The sequence below is a fragment of the Nocardia sp. NPDC049935 genome (assembly GCF_055586645.1).
The window spans coordinates 246,499-273,497 of record NZ_JBVJHV010000004.1 but is presented as its reverse complement, the minus strand read 5'-3'; the positions used below and the strand labels follow the sequence as shown (position 1 = coordinate 273,497).

Here is a 26,999-nt window from a genome sequence, read left to right as displayed (position 1 = left end):
GGGTCATCGCGGCGCCACAGTCGATACAGAACCGGGGGATGGCCAATTCCTGCCGCGGGTTCCGAACAACTACTCGAACGTCCGGCCTGTCAGAGGTAGCTCGTATCGTTGACCAGTCGTACCGACGCCCCGCCGTCGGGATAGAACTCGGCCAGCGAGAGCGACGCCAGGTCCAGATGCAGGCGGTAGAGCAGCGACGGCCCGACCCCGAGGGCGAGCTGCAGCAGTGTCTTGATCGGCGTGACGTGACTGACCACGACGATATTCGCCCCCGGGTAGCGCGCCACCAGATCGCCACGTACCGCCTCGATCCGTTCCCGGACCTCGTCGAAACTCTCCCCGCCCGGCGCGGGCAGCGACGGATCGCCCAGCCACCGGGCGTGCAGTTCCGGATCGCGTTCGGCGGCCTCGGTGAAGGTCAGTCCCTCCCAGGCACCGAAATCGGTCTCGGTGAGACCCTCCACCACCCGGACCTCGAGACCCAGCGCGGCGGCCACGGCCTCGGCGGTTTCGCGCGCCCGGCCCAGCGGGGAACTCACCACCGCGGCGATATCGCCCTTCGCCGCCAGCATTTTCGCCGCGCGGGCCGCCTGCTCGCGGCCCACCGCGGTGAGCGGCGGGTTACCGCGACCGGAATAGCGGCGCTGGATCGACAATTCGGTCTGGCCGTGCCGCAACAGCAGGAACCGGGTCGGCCGGCCGGTGGCGCCGGTCCAGCCCGGTGCGGTCGCGGCGCCCGACAGGCGGGCGGCCGCGCTGCGGGCGTCGGCCGAGGCCGGGCGGTCGGCGGCGGTCGCGGGCTGCTCGGCGAAGCGGATCTCCGCCACCAGTCCCGCGTCGTCCATCGCCTCGTTGGCGAGCCGGTCGGCGTGCGAATTCTCGGCGCGCGGTATCCAGCGATAGGTGACCCGCTCGAATCCGGAGGCCAGACGGCGGGCCCGGTCGGCGAGCGGGATCAGCGCGGCGTGCTTGATCTTCCAGCGGCCCGACATCTGCTCGACCACGAGTTTGGAATCCATCCGCACCGCAACCACCCGCGCGCCGAGTTCCGCGGCCGCCTCCAGTCCGGCGATCAAGCCGCGGTATTCGGCGACATTGTTGGTCGCGATCCCCAGCGCCTCTTTGCGTTCGGCCAGCACCCCGACCCGGTCGGCGTCGAAGACCACCGCGCCGTAGCCCGCCGTTCCCGGATTGCCCCGCGAGCCACCGTCGGCCTCGACGACCACTTCCCGCACACTCATCCCGGCCTCCCGATCCGCGCTCGTCCGCTACCCGCTACCGTCGGCCGCTCAGAGCCCGGATTCTTTGGTCCGCACCAGGACCGCGCCGCATTCCGGGCACCGGACCACCACATCGGGCGCGGTTTTCGCGATCCGGGCTATCTCGCCGCGGTCGAGTTCGATCCGGCAGGCCCCGCACCGGCGGGCCTGCAGCAGCGCCGCGCCGGTGCCGTGGTCGGCACGCTGCCGGTCGTAGACGGCGAGCAGGTCGGCCGGGAAATCACCGACGAGGTTCGCGCGGTCGCCTTCGCAGCGCTGCTGAGCCACGTCGAGATCGCCCACCGCCCGGTCACGGCTTTCCCGCGCGGTGGCGAGCTCGGATTCGGCGTGGTCCAGGCGGGCGCCCGCATGCTCGTGATCGGCGGCGGAGGCCTCGCGGCGCTCCATCACCTCCAGCAGTTCGTCCTCGAGCACCGAACGCCGGCGTTCCAGGCTGCCCAGTTCGTGCTGGAGTTCGGAGAGCTGCTTCGCGCCGACCGATCCGGCCTCCAGTACGCCGCGGTCGCGTTCCTCGCGTTTGCGGACCGCCTCGACCTCACCCTCGAGTTTGCGGATATCGCGGTCCAGGTCGTCGAGCACGATCTCCACGGCCACCGCCGCGTCCTTCTGCGCGTTGCGTTCCGTCTCGACCCGGTCGACCTCCTGCTGTTCGGGTAGCACGCGACGCCGATGGGCGATCCTGGTCAACTCGGTGTCGACCTCGGCGAGACGCAGCAGTCGGGCCTGAATCGATGGTTCGACATTCAACGCGAACGAACTCCCTGCACGCTGTGGACGGATAGAGGGTCCACCGTACTCCGGCCGCCGCACCGGTCCGCCCCCTGGCGTTCCGATTCGCGCGACAGGCAGGTCGGGTGGCCGACGGGTGCTCGGTCAGTGGGCGCAGCCGACGGTCCACGGGTCGGTGCGGATGGTCGACACCCGGGTCTCCAGATCGGGAAAACCCGCGCCGAGCACCCCGGCCGCCTGCGCGCACCACGGGAACTCGGTGGCCCAGTGCGCGGCATCGATCAGCGCCGGGCCGGTGCGGCGCAGATACTCGTCGGCGGGATGATGACGCAGGTCGGCGGTGAGGTAGGCGTCCACTCCGCGGCGTGCGGCGGCGTCCAGGAGGGAATCCCCCGCCCCGCCGCAGACCGCCACGGTGCGCAGGACACGGCCGGGGTCGCCGGCGGCCCGCACCCCCCAGGCCGTTTCCGGAAGGACCGCGGTGGCGCGGGCGGTGAATTCCCGCAGGGTCAGCGGTTCGGCGAGGGTGCCGACCCGTCCCAGCCCGAGCGCGCCGGACAGCGGCGCGCGCTCGGTGACGTGATAGGCCGGTTCCTCGTACGGGTGCGCCGCCCGCAGCGCGGCCAGGATCCGCGCGCGATGGCGCGGATCGGCGACGACCTCGATCCGGTCCTCGCTCACCCGGGTCAGTTCACCCACCGAACCGATCGCCGGGTCCGCTCCGGCCAGCGGCCGGAACTGCCCGGTTCCGGTGACGCGCCAGGCGGCTTCGCGATAATCGCCCGCACCGCCGGCCCCGGCGGCGAACAGCGCGGCCAGCACCTCGTCGGACCGGTCCCGTGGGACCTGCACGGTCCACTTGTCCACGGCGGCGGCCGGTTTCGGGTCCAGCGGCCCGGTGACGGTGAGCCCGAGCGTTTCGGCGAGCGCGTCGGAGACGCCGGGGTCGGCCGAATCGGCGTTGGTGTGCGCGGTGAACAACGCGCAGCCCGCGCGGATGAGCCGGTGGACCAGCGCGCCCTTGGGCCGGTCGGCGGCGACGCTGTCCACCCCGCGCAGCAGGAGCGGATGGTGGGCCACCAGCGCCTGCGCGCCCCAGTTCACGGCCTCCTCGACCACGGCCTCGGTGACATCGACGGTGAACAGCACCCGCCGGACCTCGTCGCCCGGATCCCCGCACACCAGGCCCACCGAATCCCACGGCTCGGCCAGTCCCGGCGGATAGGCGGTGTCCAGCGTCTCGATGAGATCGGCCAGTTTCGCCACGGCACACCTTTCGTCAGAGGGCATCGGCGACTTCGGTCGGAGGGCGTCAGCGACTTCCGTCGGTGGGCGTCAGCGACTTCCGTCGGTGGGCGTCAGCGACTTCCGTCGGTGGGCGTCGGCGACAATCATGTCCCGTCCGTGATCCGGTGCCGCGCACCGGTCTCGCGCAATACCGCCACCAGCCGGTCCACCTCGGCGGCCGACCGGACCGCCACCCGCAGATGATCGGGGCCCAGGCCCGGGAAGGTATCGCAGCGCCGGACCGCGATCCCCCGCTCGCGCAGGTGCTTGCGCAGGATCTCCCCGTCCCGGACGCGCAGCAGCAGAAACGGCCCGGCCGCCGGTCCGGCGACCTCGAACCCCAGCGCGGTCAGCCGCCCGGCCATCGACCGGCGCTCGTGCCCGATCCGCACCGCCCGGTCCCGGGCCTCGGCCACGGCTACAGGGTCGGCGGTCGCGGCGACCGCGGCCAGTTGCAGGGTGCCCAGCGGCCAGTGCGCACGGCCCCGTTCCAGCCGCCGCAGCACCTCCGGCGCCCCCAGCAGATAGCCGCAGCGCAGCCCCGCCAGCGCCCAGGTCTTGGTGAGACTGCGCAATACCAGCAGTCCGTCACCGGCCGCCGCGGCCAGCGATTCCGGTTCGCTGGGCACAGCGTCCATGAAGGCCTCGTCCACCACCACGATCCGGCCCGGCCGGCACAGCGCGCGCAGGGCCGCGGCGGGGTGCAGGACCGAGGTCGGGTTGGTGGGATTGCCGACCACCACCAGATCCGCCTCCGCCGGGACCAGCGCCGGGTCCAGCGTGTAGGGCGGTTCCAGCACCACCCGGGTCACCGCGACGTCCGCCTCGCGCAGAGCCAGTTCGGGTTCGGTGAAGGACGGATGCACCACGGCGGCCAGCCGGGGCGCGAGACGCGGCAGCAGCGCGAACCCCTCCGCACCGCCGGCCAGGGTGAGCACCTGGTCGGCCTCGATACCGTGCCGCCGGGCGACCGCTTCCCGCGCGGCCCGGTCGTCGTCGCGCGAGGGGTAGCGGCCCAGGGTGTCCAGCGCGCCGGCCAGCCGCTCCCGCAGCCAGGCCGGGGGCGCGCTCCCCTGCACATTCACCGCGAAATCGAGCAGACCCGCCACGGCCTCCACATCACCGTGGTGACGGAGACCCGCGAGATCGACGTGGTCGGCGGACATGAGACGCACCCTACGTGGCGCCCGATACGCCCGACCCGCCAGAATGGCAGTCGTGGGTGAGCTGCACATATCGTTCGTGTGTACCGGCAATATCTGCCGGTCGCCGATGGCGGAGAAGATCCTGGCCGGACATCTGTCCCGGACCGGGCTCGACACCCGGGTCCGGGTGAGCAGCGCGGGCACCCACGACTGGCATACCGGATCCGAGGCCGACCGGCGCACCACCGCGCTGCTGCGCCGCCACGGCTACCCCACCGGTCACGCCGCCGCCGCGTTCGGCGCCGAGCACGCGGGCGCCGACCTGGTGGTCCCGATGACCGCCGAACACGACCGCCGCCTGGCCGCGCTGGGTGTCCCGCTGGACCGGCGGCGCCTGCTGCGCAGTTTCGATCCCGGCGCCGACGACACCGACGTACCGGATCCGTACTACGGCGATACCGCCGAGTTCGAGCTGGTCCGCGCTCAGATCGAGGCCGCGATCCCCGGCCTGCTCGACTGGATCCACACCACCCTCGCGGCCCGCGCCGCCGGCACCGGCGAGCCCGCCTGATGCGCCGCCTCACCTTCCTGCTGCGGCCCGGCTGGCTGATCCTCGCCGCACTGGTGGTCGCGTTCGCCTACCTGTGCTTCACCGTGCTGGCCCCCTGGCAGCTCGGTAAGAACGAATCCACCTCCGAACGCAACGACCTGATCGCCGATTCGGTGGACGCCGACCCGGTGGCCGTCACCGATCTGCTGGACGCCGACTCCGGTTCGGCCACCGAATGGCGCAAGGTGTTCGCCGAGGGCAGCTACGTCCCGGGCTCCACCGCGCTGGTGCGGTTGCGTCATCTCGACGGCGCCCCCGCCTACGGGGTGCTGGCCGCCTTCACCCTCACCGACGGCCGCACGCTGCTCGTCGACCGTGGTCTGGTGGCGGCCGTCGACGGTTCCCAGCCGCCGCCGATCGAGGAACCGCCGGCCGGGGTGCAGCGGGTGGAGGGACGGGTCCGGGTCTCGGAGAACGTCGACCCGCAGCGCAGTCCGGCGGCGCAGAACGGCATCCCGCACGTGTACTCCATCGATGTACCGCAGGAATCCACGGTGCTGGACCTGCCGCTGAATCCGATCCCGGTCGGTGAGCGCGGCGCCTACCTGCAGTTGTCGGAGGACCAGCCGGGCGCATTCACGCCGGTCCCGCTCCCGCAACTCGATGCCGGGCCCTATCTCTCCTACGGCCTGCAGTGGCTCGCGTTCGGCATCATGGCGCCGCTCGGTCTCGGTTATTTCGTCTGGGCCGAGATCCGGGAACGCCGCAAGAAGAAGGCACCGGCACCGGCCGGGCCCGCACCGGCCGGGCCCGATCCGGAGCCCGCACCGGCCACCACCGAGGCCCGCCTCGCCGACCGCTACGGCCGCACCCGCCCCTGACCCCTTCGCCGCTACCGGCTCCGCCGGTCCAGCGCCGTGCCGAGAACTGCCCGGATATGGCCGGGGTCGGCCTCGCGATCGTCGAGCAGGAGCGCGGTGCACAGGCCGTCGGACAGCGCGACCAGGGCCTCGACCGCGTCGGGGTCGTCGGTCCGGGTCCGGGCGAGTTCGGCCACGTTCTCGCGCCAGCGCCGGGCGGCCGGGCGCAGCGCCGGCCGGCGGGCCGCGAGGGTCGACAGTTCCCGCTCGGCGAGAGCGCGTTCGCGTCCGGGCCCGGCCGATTCGGCGATCAGCTCGGCCAGGCCGCCGAGCGGGTCCGCCTCGGTATCGATGAGTTGCCGAATGCGCTGTGTGTAGGCGTCGGTGACGCTGGTCAGGGCGGCCACCAGCAGATCGTCCAGGGTGGCGAAATAGTAGAGAGTGAGGCTGGTGGCGATCCCGGCCTCCTTGGCCACGGTGCGGTGGGTGACGCCGGTCGCGCCGTCGCGGCGGACGATCTCCAGCGTCGCCTCGATGATCTGGGCTCGCCGGCGCCGGCCGCGCAGCAGGCGGCCGTCGCCGGCGTCCGGCTCGGCCGCCACAGTGTTATCCGTCATCCCTCGCTCTCCCGGATGTCGAGGCTACCGGCTCCGGCTCACGATCGGCGGCGCCGAGGGGCCGGAGGTGTCGCAGCATCACGAAACAGGTCAGGGCGGCCACCGCGACGGCGGTACCGGCGAGGAGAGAAGCGGCGTTGAGCCCGCCGGTGAACACCGCGCGCGCATGGTCGAGAGCGTCGGGCGGGATCCGGGCGGCCAGGGACGCGGCCCCGGCGAGACTGTCGCTGTAGGTTTCGGTCTCCGGCGCCGGCAACCCGGCGGGAAGCTCGATACCGCTCCGATAGATCGCGGTGGTGAGACTTCCGAGGAGTGCGACGCCGACCGCGATACCGAGTTCCTGAACGGTCTCCGACAGCGCGGCCGCCGATCCGGACCTCTCCGGCGGCGCCGCGCCCACCACGATATCGGTGCCCAGCGCGGCGATCACCCCGAGCCCGAGGTAGACCACGGCGAATCCGGCGACCACGGTATGAGTGCTATCGGTCCCGGCCAGTGCCAGCAGCAGGTATCCGACCAGCGACAGCGCCGAGGAGACCGCCATCACCACCCCCGGCGAGACGCGGCCCGCCACCAGCGGCGCCCCGATGGCCCCGACGAGCATGGCCAGCGCGGGCGGGCCCATCCACAGCCCCGCCCGTATCGGCGAGAGGCCCGCGACCAGTTGCAGATACTGGGTGACCAGGAACATCACGCCGCCGAACCCGATCAGACCGATCAACAACACCGACAGGGCCGCCGAGAAGGCCCGGCCGGAGAACAACTTCATATCGAGCAGCGGCTCCGCGAGACCCAGCTGACGGCGGACGAACGCGACAGCCGCGGCGCCACCGACGAGGACAGCGCCCACGGCCTGCGGGTCCACACCGTGGGTGGCGGCATGTTTGATCGCGTAGACGATCGGCAGCATCGCCGCCAGCGACAGCCCCACGCTGAGCAGATCGGGCCTACCGGCCCGCGTCCGGTGCTCCGGGAGCAGCACCGGCGCCCCGGCCGCCACCAGCAAGGCGACCGGAACCGCGAGGAGAAACACCGCGCCCCACCAGAAGGCGGCACTCAGGACCCCGCCCACGATCGGGCCCGCGGCCATCCCCAGAGCGAACATCGTCGCCCAGACCCCGATGGCCAGCGCCCGCTGCCGGGCGTCGGTGAACATGGTGCTGATCAGCGAAAGGGTCGAAGGCATCAGGGTCGCTCCGGCCACGCCCAGAAGCGCGCGTGCCACGATCAGCCACAGCGCCGTGGGCGCGAAGGCCACCGCGACCGAGGCCGCGGCGAACGCCGCCGTTCCGATCACCAGCAGCCGGCGCCGTCCGACCCGGTCGCCCAGCGTTCCCATCGTGATCAGGAGTCCGGCGATGAAGAAGCCGTAGGCGTCCATGATCCACAGCGTCTCGGTCGCGGTCGGGTCCAGATCCGCGGTCAGACCCGGCGCCACCAGGTAGAGGGCCGTCACATCCAGCCCCAGCAGCACCGTCGGCAACGCCAAGAGCGCGAGTCCGCCCCATTCACGCCATCCGGCCGACTGTCTCGCGCCCATCCCGCCTCCTCGATCTAATTGAACTATCGTACTAGTTGTACCATCGTTCAATTAATAGAGCACGCGGACACCGGCGAGAACGCCCCGCGGCGGTTACCTTCCCCGACCCCTTCGGCGCACCACCCCGGCCAGCGGTACCACCACCGCCGTCGCGACCGCGGCGTACTGCACCAGCTCCGACAACCGCACCGCCCGGCGCAGATCGGCGACCCCCGGCGCGGGCCCGGCCCCCAGTTCGGGCCGGTGCTCGACCCCGTGCCGGTACGCGGTCCGCCCACCCAGCCGCACCCCGAGCGCCCCGGCCGCGGCGGCTTCCACCACTCCCGCGTTCGGGCTGGGATGCCGGGCGGCGTCGCGGCGCCAGGTCCGCAGCACCTCGGCCGGGCGCCCGCCGACGAGCGGCGCCACCAGCGCGGTGAGCACTCCGGTGAGGCGTGCCGGGAGCAGATTCGCCATATCGTCGACCCGCGCCGCCGCCCACCCGAAGCGGCCGTAGCGCGGATTCCGGTAGCCGATCATCGCGTCGAGGGTGTTGACGGCCCGGTACCCGAGCAGCCCGGGCACACCGGCCACCGCGCCCCACACCAGTGGCGCGACCGCGGCGTCGGAGGTGTTCTCGGCGATCGACTCCAGGGCCGCGCGGGCCAGGCCGTCGGCGTCGAGCGATTCCGGGTCGCGGCCACACAGCGAGGGCAGCAGGGTCCGGGCGCCCACCAGATCGCCCGCTTCCAGATACCCGGCCATCTCCGCCCCGGTCTTCGCCAGGCTCCGGCCGCCCAGTGCCGTCCAGGTCGCGGCGGCCACCGCCGCCGTCCCGCCCCGGTGCAGCACGGCGCCCATGCCCACCACCCCGCCGACCAGGACCAGCTCGTGCACGACACCGGCCCGGCGCCGGTCGGCATAGGTCACCGACTCCAGCCGCGACGCGAGCATTCCGAACCCGGCCACCGGATGCCACCGCAGCGGATCGCCGAACGCCCGGTCCAGCGCGAACCCGATGAGCAACCCGGCCGCCGTCGAAACCCCGCTACGCACCAGGCGAGAGTATCCAGCCGTCGCCGACCGGCACGCGGCCGCCTGCCACCCGACCGGACTTCGAGCCCGCTCGCGCACACCCGCCCGACCGGAATATTCGCCGACGCGGCAGGGCTGTCACACATCGCAGGCCGTGTTCGTCTACTCGACGACACCACCCTCCGCCCGACGCGCCGGGCACCGACCGAACGGGGAACGCAGTGACCGACCGGAACACCCCCGCCGACCCCGACGAACTGGCCCGGCTCTTCGAGGAACAGCGCCCGTATCTGCGGCGGCTCGCCTACAGCACCCTGGGCAGTCTCAGCGATGCCGACGATGTCGTGCAGGAGGCCTGGCTGCGGTTGCAGCGGCAGCAGGAATCGGGCGCGGCGCCCATCGACAATCTGCAGGCCTGGCTCACCACCGTCACCGGCCGGCTGGCACTGGATCAGCTGGGATCGGCACGGGTCCGGCGCGAGGAGTACGTCGGAGAATGGCTGCCCGAACCCGCGGTCGGCGCCTGGGAGGATCCGGCGGACCGGATCTCGCAGGACGAACGCGTGACCATGGCGCTGCTGGTGGTCCTGGAATCGCTGTCCCCGGCCGAGCGCACCGCGTTCGTGCTCCAGGACGTGTTCGGGATGACGGGCCCGGAGGTCGCCGAAGTGGTCGGCCGCACTCCGGCCGCCGTGCGCCAGCTCGCCTCCCGGGCCCGCAAACGGGTCGAGAGCGGTACACCCCGCTTCCCGGCGTCCCCGGACGAGCACGAACGGGTGGTCTCGGCGTTCGCGCTGGCCTGGCGGTCGGGCGATATGGACGCGTTACTCGGTGTCCTCGACGACCGGGTCACCTTCACCGCCGACGGCGGGGGCAAGGTCTCGGCCGTCCGCCAGCCGATCTTCGGCGCCGAGCGGATCGCCGAGGTGCTGGTCGGCTGGCACAACGCCCCCGCGGCGTCGGCCGGCTGGGGCCGCACGATCGAGGTCAACGGTATGCCCGGACTGCTCATCTTCGACGGGCGCAACTACGGCATCTTCTCCTTCACCGTCGACGCGGGCCGGATCACCGCCATCCACGCCATCCGCAACCCCGACAAGATGCGTGACCTGCCGGCCGGCGCCGGTCCGGAGTGGCTCCTGCGCGACCCGGCCGGCGAATGACCGGAACCGGGCGGGTTAGGTTCACAGTATGAGGATCGAAGTCAGCGGACATCAGCCGGATATCCACGAGAGCGCGTGGATCGCCCCCACCGCCACCGTGATCGGCCGGGTGAAGCTCGAGGCGCAGGTCAGCATCTGGTACAACGCGGTGCTGCGCGGCGACAGCGACCAGATCACGGTCGGCGAACGCTCGAATATCCAGGACGGCTGCGTACTGCACGCCGATCCGGGATTCCCGGCCACCGTCGGCGCCGGAGTATCGGTCGGTCACAACGCGATCCTGCACGGCTGCACGGTCGAGGACGACTGCCTGATCGGTATGGGCGCGACGATCCTCAACGGCGCGGTGATCGGCCGCGGCAGTCTCGTCGCCGCCAACGCGCTCGTCCCGGAGGGCGCGCAGATCCCGCCGGGTTCGCTGGTGGCCGGTGTGCCGGGCAAGGTGCGCCGGGAACTGACCGAGGAGCAGCAGCGCGGCGTCGAGCTCAACGCCATGGTCTACCTGCATCACACGTCCGAGCACCGGAACGCCGAGGAGTTGTAGCGGCCGCCGCCGACTTCTCCCGGACTCGTTACTGGACAAGCGTCCAGTAGGCGGCTGATAGCATGGAATCGACGTATCCGGGGAGCGGGCGAGCTCGAAACCCGCTGTCCTGCAAGGAATCGGTGTTTCGGGCGAGCCCGAGCGTGTGGGCACCGAGTGCCGGCAGGAGGTATGACGGGTGGCGTGCGAGCGTTCCGAAACGCGCCGGCCGACCGGGCGGATCAGTGTGGCCGATATCGCCGCACAGCCGGGGGGAATCGAGGCGTTACGGCGCCGGGTCCACGAACTGCGTTCCCGAGGAGTGGATTTCGCGGCCAACGCGATCGAGCACGAGATGGCCGAACTCGATCTGCCGGCGGAGTGATACCCGGCACGAAACCAATGCGCAGGTCATACGCCGCGAACCCGGTCCGATAGGGTGTGATGACCATGCCACCCGTACCGCCGATTCTGCAGCGCATCCTGTCCGAGCCCGCCGCCGACAGCGGCAAGATCCTCGACAGCGCGTTATCGGCGTTCCTGGACTTCGGGATCAAACGCACCAGTATGGGCGAGATCGCCCGGCGGGCCGGGATCAGCCCCGCCACCCTGTACCGGCGCTTCGAATCGAAGAACGACCTGGTGGAAGCGGTGACCATCCGCGAGGCGCAACGGTTCGTCGCCAAAATCGACAACCGGGTGAGCGGCGTGGCCGGCTCCGAGGACCAGCTGGTCGAGATCTTCGTCGCCTTCATCTCGGCGATCGCCGGTAACCCGCTGCTGCTGCGCCTGCTGCGCACCGAACCCGATCTGATCCTGCCCCGCCTCACCACCGAGGCCGCCCCCATCCTGGCCCTCGGCCGCACCTATCTCGCCGCCAAACTGCGCGAACTCCACGACAGCGAGGCCGGCGTCGATTTCGATCCCGACCTGGTCGCCGAGATCATGGCCCGGCTGGCGCAGTCGCTGGCGCTCACCCCCGACGGCCTCATCCCCATCGAGGACGAGGCCGCGGGCCGCGAGTTCGCCCGCCGCACCCTGTTGCCGATGGTGTCGGGGCACACCACCGGCTGATCACAGCGCGAAGGCCCGGTTCACCAGATCGTCGAGTTCGGTCTCCCCCGGCGGATCGGCGGCGGGATCCTCGGCCAGTACCCGCACCCGCCGCACTACCGCCGCGGCGGCGGGTGTCGCGGGATCCGGCAGCGGCAGCCGCGAAACGTACTGGGTTATCCAGCGGCGGCGGCCCGAGTACAGCCGGTTACCGCAGACCGCGTCGTAGAACCGCAGTCCCAGTGCGGAATTGGCCACCCCCATCATCAGGCACGCCAGATCCTCGGCACCGCTGCCGCCACCCAGATCGGCCAGCGAGATCCAATAGCAGTCCCCGTTGACCACCGCGCCCGAACGATCCAGCGCGAACCGCGGCCGGTCGCTGATATCCGGGAACACCACCTTGGGCACCTGCCACAGATGCGGCCGCTGCGGCACCCAGTGCTCGAACCACTGCCGGCCCGCACCGGTGAGGTAACCCCGCGCCGTCAAGAGCTCCCGGTGCTGTTCCAGATAGGCCGCCGTCCGCGGATAGCGCGACAGATCCACCGGCACCCGGCGGGTCCGGCCCGGTTCGTACGGGTAGAGCACCCGGGTCTCCCGCGCCCGCTCGATCCGCCACGGCCGCAGATCGTGATGGGTGATCAGATCACGCAGCAGCTCCGGCTCCTCCGCGGGATCACCCCACTGCGCCGCGATGAAAACCCGGTCGGCATTGGTCTTGATCCCCACCCGGATACGCCCGAGGTCCCCGAACGTCCGCCACATACGGTCCGATACGGCGCGCAGCCAGTCCTCGTGCCCCACCCGGGACATCCGCCACCCCACCACCGCCGCGTCCGCCCCCGCCGCGGTCGCCAGCTCCCCCACCGTCACCGCGAACCTGCGGCCCTGCCGCCGCACCGTGGCATCGGCTTCGCCACACAGCGCCGCGAAGAGGTCACCGTCGTCCGGGACCCGGCCCGGTCTCCGCGCCACCACGTTTCCGGCCGCCGACACAGGGGTCGGCGGTACCGGCGGCGGTCCAGGCCGCTCCGCGGGCGACTTCGCGGCGCCGTCCGAGAGCTCACCCGCGCCCGTCCCCGGCTCGTCCTGATAGACCGAGACATACCGGCACGCACCACGCGCCCCGCCGCGCACCGCGATGGTCACCGCCGGCAGCACCGCCGCCTCGAACAGTTTCGTATCGCCGAGGTCGTACAACTCCACCGGCGACAGATCCGCCAGCAGCACGGCCCGGAGATTCGCACCCGCCTTCGTGGTCAGGAACCGGTTCGCGCACAGCAACCCGAGCACACCCCCGGGCACCAGCAGCCGCGGCAACGCCGCCACGAACGGGTGGGTGAGATCGATCCGCCCCCGCAACCCGAACTGCCCCCGCAAAGCCTCCGCCGCCGGCCCGCCCAGCTGCTGGGTCCGCACATACGGCGGATTCGCGATCACCGCATCGAACGATGCGGCCGGCAATCGCGCGCATTCGGCGAGGAAATCGGCCCGCCGCCACTGCGCGAGGACCCCGTCGCCGTCCGCCCGCCGCCGCGCCGCCGCCAGCCCCTCCGGATCCAGGTCGTACCCCACCAGCTCGACCGGCACCCCGGGGAACCGCGCGGCCAGCGCCTTCCGCAGCGCGAACAGCAACTCGCCCGCCCCGCACGCCGGATCCAGCACCCGGATCGCCGGTCGCCCCGGCGAAACCCGCGTCACCACCCGTTCCGCCAGAAATTCCGCCAGGTCGGCGGGGGTGTAATGCCGACCGTGCCGTTTACGCTCGCGAGCCCCCGCTGCATCGCGTCCCATGCGCGCATTCTCGTCGCCGGCCACCCACACCGGATCCTTTTGCCCTTTATTGGCGCGCCCCCGAGACCACACCACCCTTCCACGGCACCGAACAGCCCAGCAGGCCCCACGGACAAGGGTTCGGCCCGCGTCTGCTGTCGGCCCTCGAAGCGCATGCGGCGCAGCCGCGAGTCTCGAGGGCCGACAGCAGACGCAAAAGAGGGCCGAACCTCGAGCGGCGGAGCCGCTCCAAAGTCACAGCACCCTCGAGCGGCGGAGCCGCTCCAATTACACAGGTATGTTCTTGTGGTGGCTCGGGTGGCAGGGGGCGGCGGCCAAGGCCGCGGCGATCACGCTGCGGGTTTTCGCCGGGTCGATGACCTCGTCCACCACCCCGATCGACAGTGCCCGCTCCACCCCACCCGCGATGGCCTCGTGTTCGGCGGTGAGCCGTTCGTGCAGCGCTTCGCGTTCGTCTTCCGGGGCGGCGGCGAGCGCCTTCTTGTGCAGGATGCCGACCGCGGCCTTGGCGCCCATCACCGCGACCTCCGAGCCCGGCCAGGCATAGACCGCGGTAGCGCCCAGCGAGCGGGCGTTCATGGCGATATAGGCGCCACCGTAGATCTTGCGGGTCACCAGGGTGACCCGCGGAACCCGGGCCTCGGCGAACGCGTGCAGCAGTTTCGCGCCGCGGCGCACCACGCCGTCCCATTCCTGGCCGACTCCGGGCAGGTAGCCGGGAACATCGGTGATCACGACCAGCGGAATGCCGAAGGCGTCGCACAGCCGCACGAAACGGGCCGCCTTCTCCGCGCTCTTGGAGTCGAGGCAGCCGCCGAGGCGCAGCGGGTTGTTGGCGAGGATGCCGACCGTGCGCCCGGCCAGCCGGCCCAGGCCGGTGACCATGGAGCGGGCGTATCCGGCCTGTAGTTCTTCGAAGCTGGATTCGCCGTCGACATTGTCGAGCAGTTCGTGGACCAGCGGTTTGACGTCGTAGGCGCGTTTCGGCGAGGCGGGCAGCATGGCCTGCAGATCGACATTGCCGTGTTCGGCGGCCAGCGGATCGAATTCGCCCTGTTCGGCGAACATCGAGACCAGACGGCGGGCACGGTGCATGGCGTCGGCCTCGTCGTCGGCGACGATATGGGTGACGCCGGATTTCTTACCGTGGGTCTCCGGGCCGCCGAGGGTGGCCATATCGACCTGCTCGCCGGTGACGCTGCGCACCACATCGGGGCCGGTGACGAAAACACGGCCCTCGGGCGCCATGATCACGATATCGGTGAGCGCGGGGCCGTAGGCGGCGCCGCCGGCGGCGAAACCGAGTACGACGGAGATCTGGGGGACCTGCCCGGAGGCACGGACCATGGCCTCGAAGACCAGGCCCACGGCGTGCAGGGCCTCGACGCCTTCGGCGAGGCGGGCGCCGCCGGAATGCCAGAGCCCGACCACCGGCGCGCCGGATTCGATCGCGGTGTCGATGGCGTCGACGATATGGCGGCAGCCCTCGACACCCATGGCCCCGCCCATCACGGTGGCATCGGAGCAGTAGGCGACGGTCCGGACGCCGTCGACCTCGCCGATCGCGGCGAGCACCCCGGACTTGTCACGCGGATGCAGGGGCAGCACGGTGCCCGGGTCGAAGAAACGCTGTAGCCGGCCGAGCGGATCGCGTGGGTCTGTGGCCGTCTCCTGATGGCGGGCCGGAGCCATGATCGTCATCGCGGGTTCTCCTCGAATGTGCGTGGCCGAAACGCGGGCCACGGGTGTCGAAAAACGCCGGGCGGGGCCGGCCGGTATTTCCGGCGGCCCCGCCCGGGGTCGTCGAACAGTTCGATCGGGGGCTGGTGCCTAGGCCCGACCGAAGGCGAGCGCGACATTGTGCCCACCGAAACCGAACGAGTTGTTGATCGCGTACTCGATCTCCTGGCGGCGGGCTTCGCCCTTCACCACATCGAGGTCGATCTCGGGATCCTGGTTCTCCAGGTTCAGGGTGGGCGGCACGATACCGTCCCGGATCGCCATCACGGTGAGCACCGATTCCAGCGCGCCGACGGCGCCGATCGAATGGCCCAGCGCGGACTTCGGCGCGTAGATCGAGGCGTGGTTGCCGACGGCCTTGTTGATGGCCTTCGCCTCGGCGGTGTCACCGATGGGGGTGGCGGTGGCGTGCGCGTTGATATGGGTGATGTCCTGTTTGGACAGGCCCGCGGTCTGCATGGCGCGGGTCATGGCGCGGGCGGCGCCGGTGCCTTCGGGGTCCGGGGCGACCAGGTGGAAGCCGTCGGAGGTGATCCCGGCACCGAGCAGGCGGGCGTGGATGGTCGCGCCGCGTGCCTTGGCGTGCTCCTCGGTCTCGATGACCATGAGCGCACCGGCCTCGCCGAAGACGAACCCGTCGCGGTCCTTGTCGAAGGGTCGCGAGGCGCCCTTCGGATCGTCGTTGCGGGTGCTCATCGCGCGCATCATGGTGAACGCGGCGATCGGCACGGCGTCGATGAAGCCCTCGACTCCGCCGGTGACGACCATATCGGCATCGCCCATGACGATCATGCGCCACGCGTTGGCGATGCCCTCCGAGCCCGACGAGCACGCCGAGACCGGAGTGACCACTCCTGCCCGGGCCTTCAGCTCGAGACCGACGACGGCGGACGGCCCGTTCGGCATGACCATCTGAACAGCGAGCGGCGAGATCTTGCGATAGCCCCCGTTCTTCAGCTTGTCGACCGAATCGATGAGCGCGTCACCGCCACCTAGTCCAGTGCCGATGGCCACACCCAGCCGATCCGGATCGACCTCCGGGCTGCCCGCGTTGCGCCAGACTTCGCGGCCGAGCACGGTCGCGAGCTGCTCGACGTAGGCCATCCGGCGAGTCTCGACCCGGCTCAGCAGAGTTTCGGGCCGGACCTTCAGATGCCCGCCGATGCGGACCGGAAGGTCGTATTCCTCGACGAAGGAGTCCTCGAGAACGTCGATTCCGCTCTCACCGTTGAGGAGTCCCTTCCACGTCGCATCGACGTCACCCGCGATGGACGTGGACGCCGCCAGGCTGGTGACGACTACGTTGGGGAAGTTCCCGTTCAGGGTGGAAGGAGTGGTCACGGTGTCGGCCTCTACTCGGCGTTGTCGAACTTGGCCTTGAGCTCGGCGGCCATCTCGGAGTTCTCGGCCTCGAGCTTCTGGACGTAAGCGACGGAATCGCCGACGGTCTTCAGGCTGGCGAGATCCTCATCGGGGATCTTGACGCCGTACTTGTCCTCCATCTGCACCGCGATTTCGACCATCGACAGCGAGTCGATGTCCAGGTCATCGACGAAGGACTTCTCCAATGTCACCTCGGAGGGCTCGATGCCGGTCACCTCTTCGATGATCTTGCCGAGCTCCTCGACGATTTGTTCCTGGGTCAGAGCGGCCACTTCGTGGCTCCCTTCTTGTTTTCTCTGGGTAGGGCTCTACATATTTCTTCGGGCCGAGACGGCGTACGGTTACGCCGCTCGGTGCCGTGTCTTCCTGGGGGTCGGGAAAACACGGCCGCAGGCAAGCTAGCCCGAACTCGTGAGCTCGGCCAGCGCGGGGATGTCCTCCGGGGTCTTCAGTGCCAGGTTCGGGGTGCCCTTGAGCTCCCGCTTGGCAATGCCGACGAGGGTTCCCGCCGGTGGCAACTCCGCCACCGCCGAAACGCCGGCCTGCCGGACGGTTTCGGTGCACAGGTCCCACCGGACGGGCCGGGTGACCTGCGCGGCGAGCTTAGCCACCGCATCCGCACCGGATTCCACCGGCTTACCGTCGGAGTTCGACAGCAGGACGCGGGTGGGTTCGTGCGGGGTGATCTCCGCGATCGCCGCCGCTACCGCTTCCTGGGCCGGTGCCATGAATCGGGTGTGGAACGCGCCCGCCACGGGAAGTGCGCGCACGCGCGCCTTCTCCGGCGGGTCGGCAGCCAGTTCGGCAAGTGCCTCCAGGCGGCCGGCCGCAACGATCTGGCCGGTCGCGTTCCGGTTGGCCGGAACCAGTTCCAATTCCTCGAGCCTGGCGAGCACGGCGGCCTCGTCGCCGCCGAGCACCGCGGACATACCGGTCGGCTCGAGCGCGCACGCCTTCGCCATTTCGGCACCGCGGATGGCCGCCAGCGTAACCGCTTGGTCGGCCGAGATCACCCCGGCGACGGCGGCGGCGGCGAGTTCACCCACCGAATGGCCCGCCACGACGGTATCGGCCGGCACCCGCTTGTCGCCGATCTCGGCGAAGGCGAGCAGCGCGGCCGCGACCACCAGCGGCTGGGTGACGGCGGTATCGGTGATCTCTTCGGCGGTCGCTTCGGTACCGAGCCGGATCAGATCCAGGCCGGATTCCTTCGACCACAGCGCGAGGCGGTCATGAGCGCCGGGCAGGTCGAGCCAGGGCGCGAGCATGCCGGGTGTCTGAGAGCCCTGTCCAGGGGCGAACAACGCGATCACGTACCTAAGAAAACACTGTGAAGGCCCTTTCGCGAGATGTCGACGTGAATAGAGCTTGCCGACAGCTTTTGTATGGTCTCCACAAAAGCCCGCGTGGGGTGTCCGGATCGACCGAATCGGCCCGCGCGTTACACCCCGTCGTTGTCCATCGGGACAAATGTGTCCTCTGGTACCGATGTTGACGATTCGTTACGCGTTCGTGTCAAACGACCTACTGTGGCGGCGATTCGCAACACGTAGGCATCGCGCGGATTGAGCGGGTCACGCCCGGTGACTTCACTGATCCGCTTCAGGCGATAACGCACAGTATTTGGATGAACGTACAGTTGACGTGCGCACATCTCGACCGCGCCACCGCAATCCAGGTAGGCATCCAGGGTGTCCGCGAGGGACGATCCGGCAGAAGCCAACGGAAGGACAAGGTACTCGACGAGAGCGTCCACCGCAGCCCGATCGCCGAGCAGAGCGCGTTCCGGCAGCAATTCCATGGCGTGGATCGGGCGTGGCGCCTCCCGCCAGCCGATCACCGCCTCCATACCGGCCAGCGCCTCGAGCGCGCTGCCGTGGGCGGCGCCCAGGGTGCGGGTGGTCGGCCCGATCACCACCGGGCCGTCGGAGAACGCCTCGGTGAGCAGATCGGCCATGAACGGCGAATTGTGCGGCGCGTCGCCCAGGTTCCCGCTGACCACCATCACCAGCCGTGACCCCTGCACCACCGCCAGCGCCGCGCGCCCGTGCCGGGCCGCGATGGTGTGCACCGCGCCGACCACCGAGACGCCCTGATCCCGGGGCGGGGTACCCACCAGCACCGTCGCCGGCGCGGTGGCGTCCCAGTTGAGCGTGGCGGCCCGGGAGAGCATGTCGGGCCCGGTGTCGCCACGCACCACCGCATCCACCACCAGCGCCTCGAGGCGGGTATCCCAGGCGCCCCGGGATTCCGCCGCGCTGGCGTACACCGAGGCGGCCGCGAAACCGAGCTCGCGCCCGTATCGCAGGACCGCCTCGGTGAGCGCCACCAGCTGGCGATCGTTACGAGCGAGGGCGGGTAGCCACTGTTCGAAGAACTCCATGGCCACCCGCACCATGTCCACGGTCTGGCGCAGCGTCAGCCGCCGCGCCAGATCCTGTGGGATCACCTGGAAGGCGTCCAGGCTGAACCGGATATCGCTGTCCGGGTCCTGGAGCCATTCCAGGAAGTTGACCACCGCGGTCTGCACCAGCATCTGGACTCCCGCACGTTGCGCGGCGTCCAGATCGGCGAAGAACGGTAACCGGTCCTGCATCGACCCGACGGCCTCGGTGGAGAGCCGTCCGGAGAATTGCTTGACCCGCTTGAGGAGGGTGTCCGGCAGCGGATCACGGTTCTGCCGGTTCGGCGACAGCGCGCCGGTGGGCAGGTATACCTCGTTGTCCGAGGAACCGTCGGTGACCCGGCGGGGACGCGGTGGTCTGCGTTCGATCATCGACCTTCCGTTACTCCGCGTCTCCGGCGCCGCCGGCGGTGAACTCCGGGGCGGCGGACACATCGTCGATGCGGTACCGGGCGGCGGCCTCGGCGGCCTTCGCCCGATCGAGCCTGCCCATCCGGCCCAGCCCCGCCAGCGCGGCGACCACGATGGACTCGGCGTCCACGTTGAACACCCGGCGAGCGGCGGGACGGGTGTCGGAGAAGCCGAACCCGTCGGTGCCCAGGGTGGTGAAATCGCCGGGGACCCATTTGCGGACCTGATCCGGCACCGCGCGCATCCAGTCGGTGGCGGCCACGAACGGGCCCTCGGCGCCGGCCAGCGCCCGCGCGACATAGGGCTGCCCCGGATCCTCGCCCGGATGATGCAGCGCCTCGGTCTCGAGTTCGAGCGCCTCCCGCCGCAGTTCGCCCCAGGAGGTCACCGACCACACATCGGCGGCCACACCCCAGTGGTCGGCCAGCAGCTGCTGCGCGCGCAGGCCGTCGGGCACGGTGACGCCGGAGACCATGATCTGCGCGCGCACCTCGCCCGCACCGCCCTTGCGATACAGGTACAGGCCCTTGAGCAGACCGTCCACGTCCAGATCGTCCGGCTCGGCCGGCTGCTGGTAGGGCTCGTTGTAGAGGGTCAGGTAGTAGAAGATGTTCTCGCCACCGAACCCGTCCACACCCGGTGTGCCGCCGTACATCCGGCGCAGGCCGTCGCGCACGATATGGGCGATCTCGAAGGAGAACGCCGGATCGTAGGACACCACGGCCGGATTGGTCGACGCCAGCAGCAGCGAATGGCCGTCGTTGTGCTGCAGGCCCTCACCGGTGAGGGTGGTGCGCCCGGCGGTCGCGCCGAGCACGAACCCGCGGGCCAGCTGATCGGCCGCGGCCCACAGGCCGTCGCCGGTGCGCTGGAACCCGAACATCGAATAGAAGATGTAGAGCGGGATCATCGGCTCGCCGTGGGTGGCATACGAGGTGCCGACCGCGGTGAACGACGCGGTGGAACCGGCCTCGTTGATGCCCTCGTGCAGGATCTGCCCGACCGTGCTCTCCTTGTAGGCGAGCATCAGTTCCGCGTCGACCGAGGTGTAGAGCTGGCCGTTGCGGTTGTAGATCTTCAGCGACGGGAACCACGAGTCCATCCCGAAGGTGCGGGCCTCGTCCGGGATGATCGGCACGATGCGCTTGCCGATCTCCTTGTCGCGCAGCAGTTCCTTCATCAGCCGCACCAGCGCCATGGTGGTGGCCACGTTCTGTTTACCCGACCCCTTGCGCACCGACTTGTACGCTTCGTCGCCGGGCAGCTGCAGCGGTTTCGGGGAGGTCCGCCGCTCGGGCAGGAACCCGCCGAGCGCCTTGCGGCGATCCAGCATGTACTGGATCTCCTTGGTCTCCGCGCCCGGGTGGTAGTACGGGGGCAGGTACGGATCCTTCTCCAGCTCGGCATCGCTGATCGGGATGCGCTGCAGATCGCGGAAATCCTTGAGGTCCTGCAGCGTCAGCTTCTTCATCTGGTGCGTGGCGTTGCGGCCCTCGAAATGCTTACCGAGGGTGTAACCCTTGATGGTCTTGGCCAGGATCACCGTCGGCTGGCCCTTGTGCGCCAGTGCCGCGGCGTAGGCGGCGTACACCTTGCGGTAGTCGTGACCACCGCGCTTGAGATTCCAGATCTCCTGATCCGACAGATCCTGCACCAGGGCCTTCGTACGCGGGTCGCGGCCGAAGAAATGGTCGCGGACGTAGGCGCCGTCGTTGGCCTTGTAGGTCTGGTAGTCGCCGTCGGGGGTGGTGTTCATCAGGTTCACCAGCGCGCCGTCGCGGTCGGCGCCCAGCAGCGCGTCCCATTCCCGGCCCCAGATCACCTTGATGACATTCCAGCCGGCGCCCCGGAAGAACGACTCCAGCTCCTGGATGATCTTGCCGTTACCGCGCACCGGGCCGTCGAGGCGCTGCAGGTTGCAGTTCACCACGAAGGTCAGATTGTCCAGGCCCTCCATGGCCGCCACATGCGCGAGACCCCGCGATTCCGGTTCGTCCATCTCGCCGTCGCCGAGGAACGCCCACACGTGCTGGTCGGAGGTGTCCTTGATACCGCGATCGTGCAGGTAGTGGTTGAAACGCGCCTGGTAGATGGCGTTCATCGGGCCCAGGCCCATCGACACCGTGGGGAATTCCCAGAAATCGCTCAGCAGCCGCGGATGCGGGTACGACGGCAGGCCCTTGCCGAGCCCGCCGTGGCTGTACTCCTGGCGGAATCCGTCGAGCTGGTCGGTGCTGAGCCGGCCCTCGAGGAAGGCGCGGGCGTAGATACCGGGCGAGGCGTGACCCTGGATGAAGATCGAATCGCCGCCGCCGGAGTGGTCCTTACCGCGGAAGAAATGGTTGAACCCGACCTCGTAGAGCGCCGCCGAGGACGCGTAGGTCGAGATATGGCCTCCGACACCGATACCGGGGCGCTGCGCGCGGTGCACCATGATGGCCGCGTTCCAGCGGATCCAGGCCCGGAAGCGCCGCTCGGTCTCCTCGTCGCCGGGGAACCAGGGCTCGTTCTCGGTGGGGATGGTGTTCACGTAGTCGGTGGAGGTCAGCGAAGGGATGGAGACCCGGCGCTCACCGGCGCGTTCCAGCATCCGGAGCATCAGGTAGCGGGCCCGGCCGGGCCCCTCGCGCTCGAGCATCTCGTCGAACGACTCGAGCCATTCGCTGGTTTCCTCCGGATCGATATCCGGTAGGTATGAGGCCACTCCTTCGCGAATCACGCGGACTCGGCCACCGGGCGGCACGCCGTTGGCGTCGCGAGGGGTGGGAGCGGAACCCGGCACAGCGGATTCCGCCGGGACGCCAGAGTGGATCAGATCGGTCAAAACTGCTCCTCGTACAGGGGGTGGTCGAGCTGATGGCTGCGGTGACCCCGAGTGGCCCGCTGGTGTGCGGATCACCCGTGACGAACATTGCGGGCACGCCCGCGTCCTCGCGTGGCGCGTCCCACATCATCATGTCAGCCGCCGATCCAGTACCGTGCGACAGGCAGGTCTCAGGGCCGAACCGAGGAGTCTGGAGGACGATGAGAGGGCTGGACCCGCGCCGGGCCGGGCTGGTGTGTGCTGTCGCGGCCCTGGTCACCGGGGCGACCGTGGCGGGCTGCGCGACCCAGATCCAGGGTGTCGCGACCCCGAACGCCGCCGAGGCGAGCTCCTACCGGGACGCCGCGTCGTCCTCGTCCGCCGCCGCGACCTCCTCCCGGATCGCCGCCGCCCGGAACAAGGCCATCTCCGACAACTGCACCCTGTTCCCCGGCACCACCGGTACCGGCGTGAGCAAATACAACGAGTTCGTGGACGCGCACGACAACAACGCGCCCGACTACGACGCCAAACGCGATGCCGCGGTGACCGCGCTGGACAATGCCGCCAACACGGTCGAGGGCGGGGTCAACACCGCCGGCGCCGATCTGCCCGAGGAACTCAAGACCAAGTTCGTCGACTACGTCACCGCCGCGCGTGCCCTCTCCCAGGCCACCCGCGAGATGACCTACACCTCCCCCGTCGGTCCGCTCAACGATGCGAGCAAGCGCGTGAACGACGCGCGCAACGCGGTGCGCGATGCCTGCCCTGCCTGACCCGGATCGCCCGTCACCAGGCGTTTCCCGCGACATCAGAAATTCGATCTACCCGATCGGCTTGCGTTAGGGCCGATAACCATGTTCGCTTGCAGATATCTGTAGTCGGGAGTTGAGGAGGACGCCACCGTGGTCGCCGCGGCGGAGGATCAGAATTTCGCTCAGAAGCTTGGCATCACCCACGGCATGGTCGTCCAAGAGCTGGGCTGGGACGAGGACACCAACGACGACCTTCGGGCCGACGTCGAGGAAAATGCCGGCAGTGAATTGCTGGACGAGGAATCCGACGAGGTCATCGATGTCGTACTGCTGTGGTGGCGGGACGGCGACGGTGATCTGGTCGACCAACTGATGGAGGCCATCGGGCCGCTGTCGGAGGACGGTTTCATCTGGGTGCTCACCCCGAAGACCGGCAACGACGGTCACGTCGATCCCAGTGAGATCGCCGAGGCCGCACCGACCGCGGGGCTCACCCAGACCTCGGCGATCAAACTCGGCGAATGGTCGGCCAGCCGGCTGGTCCAGCCGAAGGCTCCCACGAAACAGCGCTGAGCCGCCCATCGCTTTACCGCGCGGCCGGTCACTGTCGGCCGCGCGGCCCGAGATTTGGAGGACACCCATGCCCCTCGAGGTCGGCACCCAGGCGCCGGAGTTCACCCTCAAGGATCAGAACAATCAGGAAGTCTCGCTGTCGGACTACCGCGGCGAGAAGAACGTCCTGATCGTGTTCTACCCGCTCGCCTTCACCGGCATCTGCCAGGGCGAACTGTGCAAGGTCCGCGACGAGCTCCCGCGCTTCCAGAACGACGACACCGAAATCCTCGCGATCTCGGTGGGCCCGCCGCCCACCCACAAGATCTGGGCCGCGGAACAGGGCTACACCTTCCCGCTGCTGTCGGATTTCTGGCCGCACGGCGCGGTCGCCCAGACCTACGGCGTCTTCAACGACACCACCGGTTTCGCCAACCGCGGCACCTTCGTGGTGGACCGCGAGGGCATCATCCGCTTCGCGGAGATGAACGGCCCCGGAGAGGCCCGTGACCAGGCGGCTTGGGAGAAAGCGCTCGCCGCGCTAGATTCATAAGCCGTTCCCCTCGGACGTGGTCCGGGGGTCCGGGCGTATAGCTCAGCGGTAGAGCTCTGGTTTTACACACCAGCGGTCGGGGGTTCGAACCCCTCTGCGCCCACCACGAACACCCAGGTAGTCGAGCCGAAAGAGACCGGCCATCTTGCCCCACGCAGTTCGTGGGGCTTTTGTGGGGCAACAAGGCCTGGTCGAAATCTCGGGCTGGCCTCACAGCGTGATCGATGACGTGACGCAAGTCCTGGTCGCCGATGCTGAGATCGCGGTTCTGTCCAGGCTCCGCCGGTTGGCAGCGGATCAGGTCGGGCAGAAGGCGCCTAACGATTTGGTCACCGTCTGGATCATATGGCGTAGATCACTTGGCTAGAGCTTTTCTGGAACGTCGATGTTGGGCGAGGCTGGTGGTTTGATCTGCTCGCGCAGGATGTCGCCGTGGCCGGCGTGACGCGCGAAGTCTTCGTGCCAGTTGAACTTGCCTGGATACTGACCGGTCTCACGCCACGTCAACGCACCGGCCAGATCAGGCACCACAGCAACACCAAGAGCGGTAGCCCGGTGACAACCACCCAACCGAGGGCAACCATCCCCTTCACCGACTGTTTCGGCCGAGCTCCGGCCCGGAACGCGGTCCGATATCCGGCCACCGAAACCCTTGTGGATAGAACCGCATCGGCGTGATCAAGGCGACGATGTCGGTAACGGCCTTCCGGTATCCATTCACATGATGGATCGACGGCACCACCAGCGCCGAAGCATTGTGCTCGGTCATCGAGCCGGCCACGATCAGAACCGAAGCCAGCGGTCCGGTATCGAGATACACCGTCCACACCACGCGATACCCGTGCCGCTGCGCCAGTTCGCCGATATCCGTCCCGCTGGATTCGTCGATATCCCTGCGGATCAGCCCGACCGCTCGCTTCGGTTCACCCATGATTCTCCCCGCTCGAAATGTCAAGGTTCGGTGCCCGGCACCGGGGGCTCTCGCCACCGCTCCGCCTCCCATCGGGCGGGCGGTGCGCCGCATGGGAGCGGCGACGCCCGGTGCCGGGCACTTGGGAAGGTAGGGCGAGGGAAGCGGGAAATGAGGCGTCGTATCGGCGAACTCTTCTGAGATATAGCGAGATCGGTATATCGTGCGACCGGGCGAGAAATCTGGCGCGTGTCCCGCCTGACGTACCGATAACGATGACGGCGCAGCGAAGCGGGGGCTGGGGTGCAAGTAAGCATCGGCGGGACCATCCGGCGAATACGCAAGTCCAGCGGCCTGACCCAGGCCGAACTCGGTGCGCTCATCCACCTCACCCAGCCCGCCGTCTCGCAGCTGGAACACGATGGTCCCGCCGTCAACGATGTTCGTGTTCTGCGTCGGGTGGCGACGGCATTGCAGGTGCCCCTTGCAGTGTTGCTGGCGGGCGATGATGAGGCGGAGTTGAGGCGACGCCAGTTCATCAAGGCCGGGGCGATCGGTTCCGGCGCGGCGACGCTGACCTTCGATATAGGTCAGCGGACGAGCAGGCCCTCCGAGGCCGGAACGAAGATCGGCGTGTCCGATGTGGAACGCATCGTCGGCAGTATCGACCGGCTGCACGAACTCCAATTGGTGGCGGGCGGAGACCGCTTATGCGATCTGGCCGCAAACCAGTCGCGCCTTGTTCAACATCTCCTCGATCACGGCGACTACTCCGAGAAGGTCGGTTCGGCTCTGGCCGGGGCGTCCGCGGAAACCATGACGGCGGCCGGCTGGATCCACTACGACGCCGGACGCTGGGACGATGCCAAGCGCTACTACGCCGATGCGGCCCAAGCCGCCGCAGCCGCAGGTGACGGAATCGCCGCCGCACATGCCTGGATAAACGCCTGCCTGCTGTCATACCGCGAGGGGACTCGTCCCAGAGAAGGGGTGAAGCTGGCAGAGGCGGCGCAGTTGGCCGCGCGGCGCGAAGGCGGACCCAAACTGCGAGCACTGGCCGCGATCCGCGAAGCGGAAGCGTTAGGGGCCATCGGCGATCGCTCGGCCATGGTTGATGCCGTCGGTCGCGCCCACCGCGCCTACGAATCGACCAGGGGTCGCGATCCGGGCTACCTTGCGCATCTCCCGGTAGCACAGCTCAGCGGACTCACCGGACTCGCATTCATGCGGATCGGCAGTCATCGGGAAGCCGGCTCCCACCTGCGTGCGGCGATCACAGGTTCGGCTGCATACCCGCGAGAGAAGGCCGCATGGCAGATTCGGCTTGCGGATAACTGCGTGCAAGCAGGTTCGATCGCCGAAGGCTGCGCACTGCTGACCGAGTATTTCGACATGACCGACTCTGTTGCCTCCTCGAGATTGCGAGCGGCCGTCGGCGGCATCACCTCTGCTCTCCGCCCATATAGCTCGGTACGAGAGGTTCGTGACGTCCTCGGCAGGTGGACTGCCCGATCATGACCGCCGACCGGTTTCGAGAGATTCCGCCACTCGCGTGCTCAGCAGTTCGTATCGCCTGCGCGTGCGGTCGAAGGACAGGCAGTACTCCCTCGTCGATCCCATTCCTCTGGTCTTGGGCGCCGGCCGGGTGAATGTGGTACCCGGTGGGAACTGCTGCGCGGTGAGGTCGACGGTCCGGCCGTCGATGTAGTTGAGGTAGTGCGAGACCGTCTCGCCGCTGGGCAGCGTGGCGACCGTGTGGACGATGTCTCCTCCGAGATAGTCGTGCACCACACACGCTGTCACGGCGCACTGTCCCTTCGCCGTGGCCTCGGTGCGGCCAGTCGGCGAGCTACTGGTTTCCGCAGACCACGACGCCTGTAGCGCGGCGGCGAGGACGTCCAGAGTGACCGTGCCCATACTGCGAGGATAT

At 69.4% G+C, this 26,999-nt stretch carries 27 protein-coding genes and 1 tRNA gene; 11 read left to right on the top strand and 17 right to left on the bottom strand.

The features are described 5' to 3' along the window. Positions 1–89: 89 nt before the first annotated feature. The 4 genes from ACZ6SF_RS18010 to cobC form a co-directional block, all read right to left on the bottom strand. On the bottom strand, positions 90–1,241 hold the full coding sequence (locus ACZ6SF_RS18010) for a bifunctional RNase H/acid phosphatase (protein ID WP_466063273.1): 1,152 nt from the start codon (positions 1,239–1,241) through the stop codon (positions 90–92). Positions 1,242–1,289: 48 nt separating this feature from the next. Beyond that, positions 1,290–2,027 carry a zinc ribbon domain-containing protein gene (locus ACZ6SF_RS18005; protein WP_466063272.1) on the bottom strand — a complete coding sequence of 246 codons (738 nt, stop codon included), beginning with the start codon at positions 2,025–2,027 and terminating at the stop codon, positions 1,290–1,292. A 126-nt stretch (positions 2,028–2,153) separates the two neighbouring features. Next, positions 2,154–3,299: a Nif3-like dinuclear metal center hexameric protein gene (locus ACZ6SF_RS18000; RefSeq protein WP_466063270.1), complete on the bottom strand. Its 1,146-nt coding sequence runs from the start codon at positions 3,297–3,299 to the stop codon at positions 2,154–2,156. A 101-nt stretch (positions 3,300–3,400) separates the two neighbouring features. Further along, positions 3,401–4,462 carry an Rv2231c family pyridoxal phosphate-dependent protein CobC gene (gene cobC, locus ACZ6SF_RS17995; RefSeq protein WP_466063269.1) on the bottom strand — a complete coding sequence of 354 codons (1,062 nt, stop codon included), beginning with the start codon at positions 4,460–4,462 and terminating at the stop codon, positions 3,401–3,403. A 43-nt stretch (positions 4,463–4,505) separates the two neighbouring features. Between cobC and ACZ6SF_RS17990 the strand changes: the two genes are divergently transcribed. After that, positions 4,506–5,012 (top strand): low molecular weight protein-tyrosine-phosphatase, encoded by a 507-nt coding sequence (locus ACZ6SF_RS17990; protein ID WP_466063268.1) that lies wholly within the window; start codon positions 4,506–4,508, stop codon positions 5,010–5,012. Then, positions 5,012–5,872, top strand: coding sequence for an SURF1 family cytochrome oxidase biogenesis protein (locus tag ACZ6SF_RS17985; protein WP_466063267.1), 861 nt, complete (start codon positions 5,012–5,014; stop codon positions 5,870–5,872). Before ACZ6SF_RS17990 ends, ACZ6SF_RS17985 begins: the two co-directional genes overlap by 1 nt. An 11-nt stretch (positions 5,873–5,883) precedes the next feature. Here ACZ6SF_RS17985 and ACZ6SF_RS17980 read toward each other — a convergent pair whose 3' ends face one another. The 3 genes from ACZ6SF_RS17980 to ACZ6SF_RS17970 form a co-directional block, all read right to left on the bottom strand. After that, positions 5,884–6,468 (bottom strand): TetR/AcrR family transcriptional regulator, encoded by a 585-nt coding sequence (locus tag ACZ6SF_RS17980; protein ID WP_466063266.1) that lies wholly within the window; start codon positions 6,466–6,468, stop codon positions 5,884–5,886. After that, the gene (locus tag ACZ6SF_RS17975) at positions 6,458–8,008 is read right to left on the bottom strand and encodes an MFS transporter (protein WP_466063265.1); all 1,551 of its coding nucleotides are present in this window, start codon (positions 8,006–8,008) and stop codon (positions 6,458–6,460) included. The genes ACZ6SF_RS17980 and ACZ6SF_RS17975 overlap by 11 nt, the downstream gene beginning before the upstream one ends. A gap of 93 nt (positions 8,009–8,101) precedes the next feature. Continuing rightward, on the bottom strand, positions 8,102–9,043 hold the full coding sequence (locus ACZ6SF_RS17970) for a cobalamin biosynthesis protein (protein WP_466063263.1): 942 nt from the start codon (positions 9,041–9,043) through the stop codon (positions 8,102–8,104). Between the two features lie 200 nt (positions 9,044–9,243). On the opposite strand from ACZ6SF_RS17970, the gene sigJ reads away from it, so the two are divergent. From sigJ to ACZ6SF_RS17950, 4 genes are all read left to right on the top strand, one after another. Further along, the gene (sigJ, locus tag ACZ6SF_RS17965; protein ID WP_466063262.1) at positions 9,244–10,185 is read left to right on the top strand and encodes an RNA polymerase sigma factor SigJ; all 942 of its coding nucleotides are present in this window, start codon (positions 9,244–9,246) and stop codon (positions 10,183–10,185) included. 28 nt (positions 10,186–10,213) lie between these two features. Further along, the gene (locus ACZ6SF_RS17960) at positions 10,214–10,729 is read left to right on the top strand and encodes a gamma carbonic anhydrase family protein (RefSeq protein ID WP_466063260.1); all 516 of its coding nucleotides are present in this window, start codon (positions 10,214–10,216) and stop codon (positions 10,727–10,729) included. Between the two features lie 178 nt (positions 10,730–10,907). Next, positions 10,908–11,093: a hypothetical protein gene (locus ACZ6SF_RS17955; protein ID WP_466063259.1), complete on the top strand. Its 186-nt coding sequence runs from the start codon at positions 10,908–10,910 to the stop codon at positions 11,091–11,093. Positions 11,094–11,158: 65 nt separating this feature from the next. After that, positions 11,159–11,782, top strand: a complete 624-nt coding sequence (locus tag ACZ6SF_RS17950; protein ID WP_466063612.1) for a TetR/AcrR family transcriptional regulator — start codon at positions 11,159–11,161, stop codon at positions 11,780–11,782. Here the strand turns inward: ACZ6SF_RS17950 and ACZ6SF_RS17945 are convergent, their stop codons facing one another. From ACZ6SF_RS17945 to aceE, 7 genes are all read right to left on the bottom strand, one after another. Continuing rightward, entirely contained in the window at positions 11,783–13,558 is a 1,776-nt protein-coding gene (locus tag ACZ6SF_RS17945; RefSeq protein ID WP_466063258.1) for an Eco57I restriction-modification methylase domain-containing protein, read from the bottom strand. Positions 13,559–13,825: 267 nt separating this feature from the next. Continuing rightward, on the bottom strand, positions 13,826–15,259 hold the full coding sequence (locus ACZ6SF_RS17940; RefSeq protein ID WP_466063257.1) for an acyl-CoA carboxylase subunit beta: 1,434 nt from the start codon (positions 15,257–15,259) through the stop codon (positions 13,826–13,828). Between the two features lie 129 nt (positions 15,260–15,388). Beyond that, on the bottom strand, positions 15,389–16,639 hold the full coding sequence (locus tag ACZ6SF_RS17935; RefSeq protein WP_466063256.1) for a KasA/KasB family beta-ketoacyl-ACP synthase: 1,251 nt from the start codon (positions 16,637–16,639) through the stop codon (positions 15,389–15,391). Positions 16,640–16,650: 11 nt separating this feature from the next. Beyond that, positions 16,651–16,953, bottom strand: a complete 303-nt coding sequence (acpM, locus tag ACZ6SF_RS17930) for a meromycolate extension acyl carrier protein AcpM (RefSeq protein WP_459545041.1) — start codon at positions 16,951–16,953, stop codon at positions 16,651–16,653. Positions 16,954–17,079: 126 nt separating this feature from the next. Then, positions 17,080–17,994: an ACP S-malonyltransferase gene (locus ACZ6SF_RS17925; protein WP_466063255.1), complete on the bottom strand. Its 915-nt coding sequence runs from the start codon at positions 17,992–17,994 to the stop codon at positions 17,080–17,082. Between the two features lie 128 nt (positions 17,995–18,122). Beyond that, on the bottom strand, positions 18,123–19,457 hold the full coding sequence (locus ACZ6SF_RS17920) for a PucR family transcriptional regulator (protein WP_466063254.1): 1,335 nt from the start codon (positions 19,455–19,457) through the stop codon (positions 18,123–18,125). A 10-nt stretch (positions 19,458–19,467) separates the two neighbouring features. Then, positions 19,468–22,278 (bottom strand): pyruvate dehydrogenase (acetyl-transferring), homodimeric type, encoded by a 2,811-nt coding sequence (gene aceE / locus ACZ6SF_RS17915; protein WP_466063253.1) that lies wholly within the window; start codon positions 22,276–22,278, stop codon positions 19,468–19,470. A gap of 242 nt (positions 22,279–22,520) precedes the next feature. On the opposite strand from aceE, the gene ACZ6SF_RS17910 reads away from it, so the two are divergent. From ACZ6SF_RS17910 to ACZ6SF_RS17895, 4 genes are all read left to right on the top strand, one after another. Beyond that, the gene (locus tag ACZ6SF_RS17910; RefSeq protein ID WP_466063252.1) at positions 22,521–23,075 is read left to right on the top strand and encodes a hypothetical protein; all 555 of its coding nucleotides are present in this window, start codon (positions 22,521–22,523) and stop codon (positions 23,073–23,075) included. 129 nt (positions 23,076–23,204) lie between these two features. Beyond that, positions 23,205–23,627, top strand: coding sequence for a DUF3052 domain-containing protein (locus tag ACZ6SF_RS17905; RefSeq protein ID WP_466063251.1), 423 nt, complete (start codon positions 23,205–23,207; stop codon positions 23,625–23,627). A gap of 67 nt (positions 23,628–23,694) precedes the next feature. Further along, entirely contained in the window at positions 23,695–24,159 is a 465-nt protein-coding gene (locus tag ACZ6SF_RS17900) for a peroxiredoxin (protein WP_466063250.1), read from the top strand. A gap of 31 nt (positions 24,160–24,190) precedes the next feature. Further along, a tRNA-Val gene (locus ACZ6SF_RS17895) sits at positions 24,191–24,265 on the top strand. 257 nt (positions 24,266–24,522) lie between these two features. Here ACZ6SF_RS17895 and ACZ6SF_RS17890 read toward each other — a convergent pair. Then, positions 24,523–24,687 carry a hypothetical protein gene (locus ACZ6SF_RS17890; protein WP_466063249.1) on the bottom strand — a complete coding sequence of 55 codons (165 nt, stop codon included), beginning with the start codon at positions 24,685–24,687 and terminating at the stop codon, positions 24,523–24,525. A 61-nt stretch (positions 24,688–24,748) separates the two neighbouring features. Beyond that, positions 24,749–25,183, bottom strand: a complete 435-nt coding sequence (locus tag ACZ6SF_RS17885) for a hypothetical protein (protein ID WP_466063248.1) — start codon at positions 25,181–25,183, stop codon at positions 24,749–24,751. Between the two features lie 189 nt (positions 25,184–25,372). Between ACZ6SF_RS17885 and ACZ6SF_RS17880 the strand changes: the two genes are divergently transcribed. After that, a complete protein-coding gene (locus ACZ6SF_RS17880; protein ID WP_466063247.1) occupies positions 25,373–26,587 on the top strand; it encodes a helix-turn-helix domain-containing protein in 1,215 nt (404 codons plus the stop codon). On the opposite strand, the gene ACZ6SF_RS17875 is transcribed toward ACZ6SF_RS17880, so the two are convergent. Next, a complete protein-coding gene (locus tag ACZ6SF_RS17875; protein ID WP_466063246.1) occupies positions 26,582–26,986 on the bottom strand; it encodes a YunG family protein in 405 nt (134 codons plus the stop codon). The two genes, ACZ6SF_RS17880 and ACZ6SF_RS17875, sit on opposite strands and share 6 nt — an antisense overlap. Positions 26,987–26,999 lie beyond the last annotated feature (13 nt).